The 10,605-nt window shown below is 73.9% G+C and carries 6 protein-coding genes and 2 pseudogenes; 6 read left to right on the top strand and 2 right to left on the bottom strand.

The annotated features are described in order from the left end of the window. The 4 genes from D6689_06160 to D6689_06145 form a co-directional block, all read left to right on the top strand. Nucleotides 1-538: hypothetical protein (locus tag D6689_06160; protein ID RMH43100.1), on the top strand; the 538-nt coding region annotated here is incomplete at its 5' end. Nucleotides 539-609: 71 nt separating this feature from the next. After that, nucleotides 610-1,728 (top strand): hypothetical protein, encoded by a 1,119-nt coding sequence (locus D6689_06155; protein RMH43099.1) that lies wholly within the window; start codon nt 610-612, stop codon nt 1,726-1,728. Further along, nucleotides 1,725-3,569, top strand: a complete 1,845-nt coding sequence (locus D6689_06150) for a carboxypeptidase regulatory-like domain-containing protein (protein ID RMH43098.1) — start codon at nt 1,725-1,727, stop codon at nt 3,567-3,569. Before D6689_06155 ends, D6689_06150 begins: the two co-directional genes overlap by 4 nt. Next, a complete protein-coding gene (locus tag D6689_06145; protein ID RMH43097.1) occupies nt 3,467-4,639 on the top strand; it encodes a hypothetical protein in 1,173 nt (390 codons plus the stop codon). Before D6689_06150 ends, D6689_06145 begins: the two co-directional genes overlap by 103 nt. Before the next feature lie 36 nt (nt 4,640-4,675). On the opposite strand, the pseudogene D6689_06140 reads toward D6689_06145, so the two are convergent. Further along, nucleotides 4,676-4,849, bottom strand: a pseudogene (locus tag D6689_06140) (cell division protein ZapC). Between the two features lie 680 nt (nt 4,850-5,529). On the opposite strand from D6689_06140, the pseudogene D6689_06135 reads away from it, so the two are divergent. Beyond that, nucleotides 5,530-6,486 (top strand): annotated as a pseudogene (locus tag D6689_06135) (serine/threonine protein kinase). Nucleotides 6,487-8,049: 1,563 nt separating this feature from the next. On the opposite strand, the gene D6689_06130 reads toward D6689_06135, so the two are convergent. Next, a complete protein-coding gene (locus D6689_06130) occupies nt 8,050-9,204 on the bottom strand; it encodes a TIGR04552 family protein (protein RMH43096.1) in 1,155 nt (384 codons plus the stop codon). Between the two features lie 355 nt (nt 9,205-9,559). Between D6689_06130 and D6689_06125 the strand changes: the two genes are divergently transcribed. Further along, nucleotides 9,560-10,525: a hypothetical protein gene (locus tag D6689_06125; GenBank protein ID RMH43095.1), complete on the top strand. Its 966-nt coding sequence runs from the start codon at nt 9,560-9,562 to the stop codon at nt 10,523-10,525. The last annotated feature ends 80 nt before the right edge of the window (nt 10,526-10,605 follow it).

Raw genomic sequence — 10,605 nt, 5'->3', positions numbered from 1 at the left:
GGCTGGCGGCGGCGCGCGGCCGGCGGACGGCAGCGCGCGGCCGGCCGCCGGCGGCGCGGGGCCGCGGCCGGCGGACGACCGGTCACCCGACGCGGCGCCCCCGTCGGCGGCTCCGCCCGCCCGGGTCACGTTCGACATGGACGCATGGTGCGACGTGTACATCGACGGGGCGCCGCGCGGCCGGGCGCGGCGCGACGTCGCCTTGTCCGTCCCTGCGGGGGTGCACACGTTCGAATGCACGCAGGGGCCCGGCGCCCCGGCCTGGCGGACGACGCGGGCCGTCGCTCCGGGGCAGGTCGTGGCGCTGCGCGGATCCGTGTTGCCCGACGTCACGGTGACGGTGGCCGTGCACGCCGACGCGGCGGTCATCCGGGGCCGCCGCTATCGTCCCGGCGACGCCCTGCGCCTTCCCGCCGGGCGCCACCGGGTGCAGTTGGTGCGCGACGGGCGCGCGGTGGCCGATGCCTTCGTCCGCGTGCCGGCGCGCGCCGCCTGCCGTCTCGTCGATCGCCCTCGGCTCGCGTGCGTTCGACCGTGACACGTCTGTCGCAGTCGCACCCCGCGCACGGCGCAGGCGGATCGCGATCCCGCGCGGTTGGCGGTCGCGCGGTGGTCGGCCCGGCCGTTGCACACCGCACCGTCGCGATGCGTTTCGCGGTGCTCGCCGCGGCGGCCGCAGGCGCCGGCTGTCTGTACACCGACCCGATCAACCGGCCTCCCGTCGCCGAGATTGCGGTGGTCGATGCGGCGGCGCCGCTGTATGTCGGGTCGGTCCTGGCCCTGTCCGCGCACAAGAGTGCCGACCCGGACGGCGACCCGCTTCGCTACGAGTGGGCCGCGCGCTATTGCGACGCCCAGAACCGGTGCGATCCGGCTCCGTTCGCGACCCAGGCCGCCGCGACGCCAGCGTTTTCGGCGACGGTCGGCGAGCGGCGGCTCATCGCGGTCCAGCTGGTCGTCGTGGACACGCACGGCGCACAGGCGGCCACGTCGCAGTTCTTCGCGGTGGTCAACCGGCCCCCGGAGGTCGGCTTGGCCGCTCAGGGGCCCGGCACCGCGTCGGGCGGCTTCACGGTGGGGCGGCGCATCGCGCTGTTCGCCACGCCGACCGACTACGACGACCCGCCGGAGTCGTTGTCCGTGCAGTGGACGCTGCGCCCGGTGGCCGGCTCGTCTCCGGACCGACTGCGTTGGGAGCGGAAGAGCGACGTCGAGTACCACCTGTGGCCCGATGCGACCGGCCTGTGGGAGGTCCAGGTCGATGTGTCAGATGGGCAGGCGACCGCGAGCGCCACCCGAGCGCTGCTCGTCGAGCCGGATCGGCCCCCGTGCATCGCCGCGACCGAGCCGCCGGCCGTCGCAGATGCCCGCTATGTCGTCGACCGAGCGGCAGGCCCGCGCCGCTTCGCGGTGCTCGCGGTCGACGACGAGCTCGACCCGTATCCGCTCGCGCCCGACGATCCGGACGGCGACCGCGGCACGGCGACGTTTCGCTGGTGGATCGCAGGTCCGGGCACCGGCGGCGTTCGCGTCGAGCGCGCGGGGCACGCGCTGCCGGCGGTGGAGGTCGACCCCGTGGCCTACGCGCCCGGCGACCGAATCGAACTGCGGGTCGAAGTCGCCGACCGAATCGTGCGGGCGCTGCCGTGTGACGACGCGGCGCCGGTGTGTTCGATCGCCGCGGACGGCTGCGTGCAGCGCGTGACGTGGGAGGTGGAGGTCCGATGACCGGCCGATCGATCGCGCGGCTTGCCGCCGCCCTCGTCGCCGCCGCGCTCGCCGCGTGCGCCGGGGACCTGGCCTCCGGGCCGCCAGACGGCGGCGGCGCGACCGACGCGGGCACCGGCACCGGCGACGCGAGCCCGGCCTACTGCCAAATGGTCCTGTCCGTATCTCCGACGTCGCCGCAAACGGGACAGGTCGTCGAACTCACCGGTACGATCAGCGCGTTCGGTGGCACGGGCGTCGCCGAGTACGAGTGGCGCGTCACGCGCGGCGGCGCGCCCGTCGCCGTGACGCCGCAGGACGCGGCGGGCAGCCGCGTCCAGTTCGTCGCCGCCGCGGCCGGCACGTATCGGGCCGAACTCGACGGCCGCGTCGGCGCGCTCGCGTGCGACGGTGCGCTCGCCCGTTTCAACGTCGTCGACCCGGGCGCGGCGACCGCCAGCTACCGGCTCGTCGTCATCCCGCGTCCCGACCAGGGCATTCCGCCGCAGGTGCAGAACGTCACGGTCGCCGCCGGCGCGGATTACTACATCGGCCCGCGGGTCGTCGACCCCGGGCTCGTCGCGGCCGGGCACCTGTTCGGACCCGCTGGTGAGCCGCTCGCCGCGTACGTGCGCGCCGTGCCGTCCGCGTCCGCCCCCCTCGCGCCCGTCGAGGCGTTCGCCGGCGTAGACGGCGCGTTTTCGATGACGATACAACCCATGCGCTACGATCTGCTCGTCGTCCCGACCGCGGCCGACGTCGCGCCCGTCGCCCTGCGCGACGTCGACGCGGTCGCGATCGGCGGCGACCGAAGTGTGCCCGCGGCCGACACCATCACCGGCACGGTCACCCGCGCGGACGGCAGCCCGGTCGCGGGCGCGCGCGTTTCGCTCACCGTCGGCGGCGTGCCGTCGACGGTCGCCGTGACCGACGCGGCCGGCGCATTCTCGCTGCGGGTCCACGCCGGCGGCGCGACTGCGGTGACGGTCGTGCCGGCCGACGCGGGGATCCCGGTCCTCGAGTTGCCGGACAGCGCGGGGCTGGTGGCGTCGCCCGCGGCGCCACTGGCGATCCGCTACGCCGGCGCCGCCGTGCGCCGGGAAACGCTCGCGCTGGTCGGGCCGGACGGAACCGCGCCGCTGGCCGGCGCGACGGCCGTCTGGACGGCCGCCGCGATCGCCAACGCCGGTACGGTCACGCCGGCCGGCGGCGAGCCGCTGACGGCGGCCGGCGTCGCCCGTGTCGTCACCGTCGCCGATGCGGCTGGTTCGGTGGGGCCGGTCGACCTGCCCGCCGCGCTGTACCAGGTTGCGGTGGTGGCGCCGGCGGATGCGGCGGGCGGCGCCGCGACCGCGGCGATCCTGGCGGTCGACCTGCGCGCCGGCGAGCCGGCGCCCGGCGAGCTGGTGGTCGGCCCGCCGGTCGAGGTCCGCGCCGCCGTGCCTCCGGCGCTGGCTGGCGCGACCGTGTATGCGGTGCCCCGCGGCCCGCTGGCCGCTGCCGCCGCGCCGACGCCGCGGGCGGTCGTCGCGGCCGACGGTGGCGTTTCGCTCGCGGTCGCACCGGGAGGCGAGTACGAGCTGGTCGTTCCGGCCCAGCCCGGCGCGCGCACCGCCGCGTGGCGCACGGCGCTGTCGGCGCCCGCGGCCGGGACGGTGGACCTGGGCGCTCTTCCGGTGCCGGCCGCCGTCGCCATCACGGGCGAGATCACCAGCCCCGCGATCGCGGGAGGCGTCGAAGGCGCCATCGTGCGGCTGTTGTGCGGCGCGTGCGGCGCATCCGCCGCCGTCGCGCCGATCGCCGAGGCGGCGACCGGACCCGGCGGCGCGTTCACGCTGTTGGCGCCGGCGACGCCGCCGTGACGGCGCCGGTGCAGCGGACGTCCGCCACGATCGCGGCGGTGCTACAGTCCGATCCAGTGACGCGCCCCGCCGCGCTCGCGCTGATCGCGCTCGTCACCACCGTCGCACCGTTGCGCCGGGCGGCAGGGGATCCGGCCGTCCCGCCGTCCCCCGCGGCGGGCGCCACGGCCGCGCGCCCGCCCGCCCGCCACCTCGTCGCGGTGTTGCCGTTCACCGTGTCCGACGGATCGCTGTCGCTGTACAGCCGGGCCGCCGCGACGGCGCTGGCGCGCGCGCTCGGCGGGGCGCCCGGCATCCGCGCGCGTGCGCTGTCGCTCGACGATCCGGTGCCCGTCGACGTCGCGCTCGTCGTCGACGGGCGTCTCGTCGGCGGGTCGCGAGGGGCCGTGGCCGTGCACCTGTCCGTCCGCGATCCGGAGACCGGCGCGACGGTCGCGACGGTCGCGACCGCCACCGCTCCGCGCGACGAACTGGATGCGCTGGTCGACCGCGCCGCCGCGCGCCTTCGGCGCCCGCTGCGCGCGGCGCTGGCGGCGCGCGAGCGCCGGCGAGCGGCGCGCCGCCAGCCGATCCGCCTGCCGCCGACGGTCGTCCGGCTGCGGGGCGCGGGGCCGCCGGTGGCGGCCGCGCCGCCGCTGGTCGTGTGGCCGGCGGCCGGTGCGGCGGTGGGTGGCGCCGTCGACATCGCTCCACTGGCCACCGACGCGGCGGCCGAGATCGCTGCGCGATTGGGATTTCGGCCGGTCGCCGCGGGCCGCCCGGTCCCGGAGCCGGGCGCGCCGCCGTCCCCGGCCGAGGTGGCCGCCCGCGTGGCCGCCGTCGGGGCGCGCGGGGCGCTGTGGCTGCGAGTGCAGGACGTGACGTTCGGCTGGGCCGGCGTGCTCATCGCGCGGGGCCGGGTGCGCGTGGTCGCCTATGGGCCGGACGGGCGCGTCCGCTTCGATCGCGTCGCTCGCACCGATACGATTGTCGGCAGTCGGGGCGACCGCCACACGGCCGTCGCCCGCATGGTACTCGCGCAGGTGGCCGACATCGCGGTCGCCGCGCTCGACGACGTGATGGCCCCGTGACCGCGCGCGCCGTCGCCGTCGCCGTCGCGATCGCCGTCACCGCACCGCACGCCGCGCGCGCCGGCGGGGCCGACGACGTGCAGGTCGCCGCCGATGCGTTGGTGCGGGGCGACTACGCCGAGGCCGAACGCATCGCCGCGCGCGTCGTCGTCGCGGGCGCGACGCTCGCACCGGCGATCCGGGCCGAGGCGTGGCGCGTCTACGGCCTCGCGCTGTTTTTCCTCGGCGAGCGCGACCGCGCCGAGGCTGCGCTCCTCGAGTACCTCAAGTTCGACCCCGACGCGGTGCTCGACCCCGCGGTCGTCCCGCCCGAGGCCATCCGGTTTTTCGACGACGTCCGCGTCGAACACGCCGCGCTGCTGTCGCGCTACCGGCCGCGCGCGCGACCGCGCCGGCGCTGGTGGCTCAATTGGTTGCCGCCCGCGGGCCAGGTGCAAAACGGCGATCGGGTCAAGGCGTGGGTGCTGGCCGGCGCCGGCGGAGCGCTGTTGACGGCCAACGTGGCCAGCTACGTGTGGCTGCGCCGCCTGTGCGACGATCGCGGCGACACGTGCGTCGACGGCAGCGGCCGCGACCGGTTCGACGACGCCCGGGTGTTGCGCGGCGTCAACCTGGGCTCCGCGGTTGGACTGGCCGCGTGGTACGCGTTCGGCGTGATCGACGGGGTGTGGGGCTATCGCCGGGCGCGGGCACGCGACGCCGCGGCGGAGACCGCCTTGATCGCGCAACCCACCGAAACGGGTTGGCAAGTCATTCTCGTCGGCCAGTTTTGAGGTCGATAGACCCGGGTCTATCGACCTCTGTCCCTGAAATTACCGAGCGAACCGGCGGGAGTGGGGGACACCAACCGGGGATTGTGGCCCACGAATTGTGTTAGGCTCATAACTGCCGTGCGGCAGCCTGTCCCGTTCGGGAAATACATCCTGCTCGATCGCATCAGCGTCGGCGGGATGGCGGAGGTCTTCAAGGCCAAGAGCTTCGGCGTCGAGGGCTTCGAGAAGATCATCGCGGTGAAGCGAATTCTGCCGTCGATGGGCGAGGACAAGGACTTCATCGACATGTTCGTCGACGAGGCCAAGATCGCCGGCCAGCTCGCGCACGCCAACATCTGCCAGATCTTCGAGCTGGGCCGCATCGACGGCACGCACTTCATCGCGATGGAGTACATCTGGGGCAAGGATCTGCTCCAGATCCAGAATCGGCTGCGCAAGCACAAGCAGACCATGGACATCGCCATGGCCTGCTTCATCATGGCCAAGGTCTGCGAGGGCCTCGACTACGCGCACCGCAAGCGCGACGCGCTCGGCCGGCCGATGAACATCGTCCACCGCGACTGCTCGCCGCAGAACATCCTCATTTCGTACGAGGGCGAGGTCAAGCTCATCGACTTCGGCATCGCCAAGGCGGCGTCGCGATCGTCGAAGACGGTCGCGGGCGTGCTCAAAGGCAAGTTCGGATACATGTCCCCGGAGCAGGTTCGCGGGCTGGCGCTCGACCGCCGAAGCGACATCTTCGCCTGCGGCACGGTCCTGTACGAGTGCATCACCGGCGAGCGGTTGTTTCAGTGCGAGAGCGACTTTTCGACCCTCGAGAAGGTTCGCAACGTATCGATCTTTCCGCCGTCCCATTTCAATCGGAACATCCCCGAAGAGCTCGAGCGCATCGTGATGAAGGCGCTCGCGCGCAACCCCGAGGACCGCTACCAGTGGGCCAGCGAGATGCAGGCCGACTTGCAGCAGGTTCTGATGAAGCAGGAGCGCGTGTTCACCGCCAAGGCGCTCGGCGCGTGGCTCAAGGACATGTTCGCGGCCGAGCGCGAACGCGAGCGCAAGATGCTCGAGCGCTATCGGGCGATCGGCCCGGACGGGCGGGTGCGCGCCGACGCCGGCCCGGGGAGCGACACCCTCGACGCGCCGGTAGCCAGCCTGGTCGACGGCGGTCGCGGGCGGCGGGCGACGAGCGACTTCGACGATGGCCCGACGGAGGTGTTCGGCGAGCTGACCGTCGACGAATCGCCGCGCGGCGCGGCCGCCCGCGCCGCGACGCCGCCGGCGCCGCCGGTCCCGCCGCCGCGTGCACCGGCGATCGCCGACGAGCCGACCGCGGCGAAGGTGGTCGCCCCCGCCGAGTCCGGGCCGGCGCAACTGGCCGGTTCGCCCGGGGCGGCGGACGACGCGCTCGTCGTGTCCGAACTGCCTCCGGTTGTCGAGGAGGTCCGCCGCGCACACCCGGTGCTGCAGTTCGGGCCGACCGAGCCGGTGGCGCCAGTGGCCGCCGTTCCGGCCGGCACCGCCCGCCGTCGCGGCCTGATGAAAGATGTCGGCGTCGGGCTCGGCATCGCCGTCGGAGTGCTCGCGGTGTTCGCCGTGGTACGGTTCGCGCTTCTGCGTGGCCGCCCGGCGGAATCCGCGCCGGCGCCCACGGCGACGCTCGCCGTGACCGTGCCCGACGGCGAGCCGGCGGACGTGTTCGTCAACGGCCAGCGCGTCGGCGAGGTGGCCGGCGGCGACGCATTCAAGCTCGACCGGCTGCTGCCGGGCGCGTACCGCGTCGTCGTCCGCCGTGCGGGGGCACCCGACTGCGTGCGCGATTTGCGGCTGGCGCCGGCTGCGCTGGAGATCGTCACATGCACGCTCCAACGCGCGGGGCCGCCGCCGTCGTTTCTGCGTCTGGCCGGGGCGCTCGACGGCGCGACCGTGTTCCTCGACGGGCAGCAGGTCGCCGCCGAGTCCGCAAGCGAGCCAATGGTGCTGTCGCCCGGCGTCGACCACGAGGTGCGCATCGTGCGCGGCGATGCCGGCATCCAGTCGTTCTCGGTGCGGCTGGCGCCCGGCCAGCGGACGACGCGAGTGGTACGGCCCGAACCGGCGCCACAGCCGACGTCATCGGGACGCCGGGACGGAGACGACGGGGCGACCCGGGCGGTGCGCGAGTCGTCCAGCTTCCGCGCGTTCGTCGCCAAGACGGTTGCTCGTACATCGCGTGCACGCGAGCGCGCCGACCGGTCCGCCGGCGCCGCCGCGGCCCGCGGCGCTGTCGACCAACCCGCGCGGCGCGGGCGCGACGAGCGCGGTTCGGATCCGGCGCCGCGCGGCGACGCGCCCGCGTCAGACCGCGCACCTCAGGCGGCGGACGTCGGCTATCTGGTAGCGTGGACGACGCCGTGGGCGCGCGTGTTCATCGACGGCCGCGATACCGGCAAGATGACGCCGATCGCCCCGCGCGCGAAGATCGCGCTCAAACCCGGCAAGCACCGAGTCACGTTTGTCGTGGGCACGCAGCGGTTTCACTACCCGATCGTGGTGAGTCCCGGCGAGACCTTCAAGTTGCGCGAGACCTTGCCGGTCCAGGACCGCCGGTAGCGGCGCACCACGCCGCCCGCGCCCGCCCGCCGCGCACCGGCGCCGCGGTCATGCGTCGCCGGCGCCGGTGGGCGCGCGGACGCGCGCGCCGCGCATCAGGCGTTTGCGCACGCGTTCGAGTTGGCGCTGCTTGTACACGTCGTGGCTGTTTTCACCGACTTCGTTGTTCTCCGCCGTCGCGCGGTCGCACAGCTGGAACTCGGTGAGCGCGAACAACACGTGGCTGTCGGCGCGCGCGCGGGCCGCCTCGTCGTCCAGCACCGCACTGAGGCGGACGGGCAGGTCGGCCACGAAGTTGACGATCTTGTAGTCCTTGCCGGAAAACTCGTTGACCGGCCCCGCGGCTCGCTCGTCCTGGCGCCGTTCGAGCGACGTCTCCGGTTGCAGTTCATCCGCGAACGCGCGCAGTGCCGGGGTCGTCTCGATGATCTCGCGCAGCGGCACCAGGTGGTTGACCGACTCGCCCGGGATCACGTAGTTGAACGGGATCAACCGGCGCGTGAGTACCGCCAGCATCGGCAGCAGGTCGTCGCGTTCGCGGACGATCAGGCGAAACCGGAGTTTGTCGTAGATGTTCGCAGCCAGGGTCGTTCGCTTGGCGAGCAGCTTGGTGATCAGCGAATCGACTGGCTTGCGGCTCCACTGGAACTCGTAGATCGGGTAGCCGGTGGCGCGCAGCTCGTCGACGATGTGCATGACCTTCAGTTCGACGGCCTGAAACAGGCGCTCGTCGGTGATCGGCAAGTGGATCGCGGTGGCGCGCCCGCGCAGGTGGTGGATGATGTGCATCACCTTCAACACCACGCACGCCCACGTCCGGCGTTTCCCCTTGCGCGAGGCCATGAGGAACAGGTCGCGCGCGGGTACGCCGGTCGCCACGTCGTCGGGGATGTGGAACGAGTAGTTGCGCGCGAGGTACTCGACCGCCTCGGCGCGGATCGCCTCGATCCGATCGATGTCTGCAGCCGAGTCCGGGTCGAACTCGTTGACCCGCAGGAAGCGGTCGACGCTCGCGTGGTCCTCGAAGTCGAGGCGATGCCAGTCGATGACCGAGCCGCCGCGGAGCAGCAGGCGCACCGCCTCGATGTCCGCCAGGGTCAGATTGTCGACCGTGAGGACGGTGTGCAGGGCTTGTGACGGTGTGCGCGGGCGGGCCACGGGCGAACTCCGGAGGCGGCAGTCTACCCGATGTGGTCGGGCGATGGGCTGGCCGTGACGAGCCGCTGGCGGCCGGCCGGGACGCCGCCGGCTCGCGCGCCCGGTCGCCGTTACTTCGACAGCCGCAACGTGGCCGTGAACAGACTCACGGCCACGATTCCGGCGAGCACGTTACCGATGACGGCCAGCATGGGATGCGCGATGGCTACTGTAGATTGTGCGGTGCGGCAAGTCCAGAAACGCGCAAACGCCCGCCCTTGGGGAGGCGCGCCCTCCGCGCTGGGGTCGGCGGTCCGCGCGAACGCGGGCCGCGGCGTGTGACTCTGCGGGCTTGCCGGCGGTGGTCGCCGGCACGGAATGTGCTGTCTCGGATGAACGTCCTGTCAGCCTCCGTACGCTCATGACTGCGCTGGATCCGCTGTTGCTCCGCCAACTCGACCTTCTCGGCGTCCCGCGCCCCGAGGTGGCGCCGGCCCCGGAGGCGTGGGGCCACCTGCTTTCGTGGATCAGCGAGCACTACCGCCAGATGGAGGCCGACCGCCACCGACTGCGCGCCGTCCTCGAGGCCCGCGTGGAGGAACTCGTCGATCGGCTCGCACGGGAGCGGTCTCGCTCCGACGCGCACCGCGCGACGTTGCGCGCCGCCGGCCGGCTCCAGCGCGCCTGGTCTCCGCGGTCGGCGCTGGCCTACCCCGGCTTGTGCGTCGTCGGCTACTGCCAAGCGGCCGACGAGGTCGGCGGCGACTGGTGGGCCAGCTACGCGCTCGACGACGAGCGCGTGGTGGTAGTCGTGGCCGACGCCATCGGCCACGGGGTCGACGCGGCGCTGCTCACCGGCGTGGTCAAGGGCGCGTGCGACGTCATCGTGCGCAGCGCGCATCCGCGCTCGTCGGTGACGCCGCGCGCTCTGCTCGTGGCGCTCAACCGATCGGTGATCGACGCGGCATCCGAACACGCGACGATGACGTGCTCGGTGGGCCTGCTGGACCAGAGCGCCGGGACGGTGACCCTGGCGAGCGCGGGACATCCTCTGCCCTACCTGGTGCGCGCCGGCGGCGGGCTCGCGCAGCTTCAGGCGCGGGGGCCGGCGCTCGGTGTCGACGCGGCGGCCGACTACGACGAGACGACCTCGCTGCTCGCCGACGGAGACCGCGTCGTCTGGTACACGGACGGGCTCGTCGAGGCGACGGATGCCGGCGGGCGCACGTTCGGCAGCCGCCGTCTGCGCCGTCTGCTCGGCCGCTGCCGTCGGACCGACGCGGTCGCCATCCGCGATGGGCTCGTCGACGCGCTCGTCGCGTTTCGCGGCGGCGCGCCGGCGTCCGACGACGTGGCGATCGTCGTCGCCGAGCGCCGCTGCGGCTGACCCGGGCGGTGCGCGTTGCGGTATCCTCCGCCCAGGAGGGGACCGATGAACGCGACCGCCGCCACGAAGCTCAACTTCCG

This window comes from Deltaproteobacteria bacterium (genome assembly GCA_003696105.1).
In the GTDB taxonomy this organism is placed as follows: domain Bacteria; phylum Myxococcota_A; class Polyangia; order Haliangiales; family J016; genus J016.
This window is presented reverse-complemented; position numbering and strand designations above follow the sequence as displayed.

What these genes read in the sequence shown, in the direction of transcription:
- D6689_06150 (RMH43098.1), top strand. Translation starts at nt 1,725, where the DNA reads ATGACCGGCCGATCGATCGCGCGGCTTGCCGCCGCCCTCGTCGCCGCC.
- D6689_06125 (RMH43095.1), top strand. Translation starts at nt 9,560, where the DNA reads ATGACTGCGCTGGATCCGCTGTTGCTCCGCCAACTCGACCTTCTCGGC.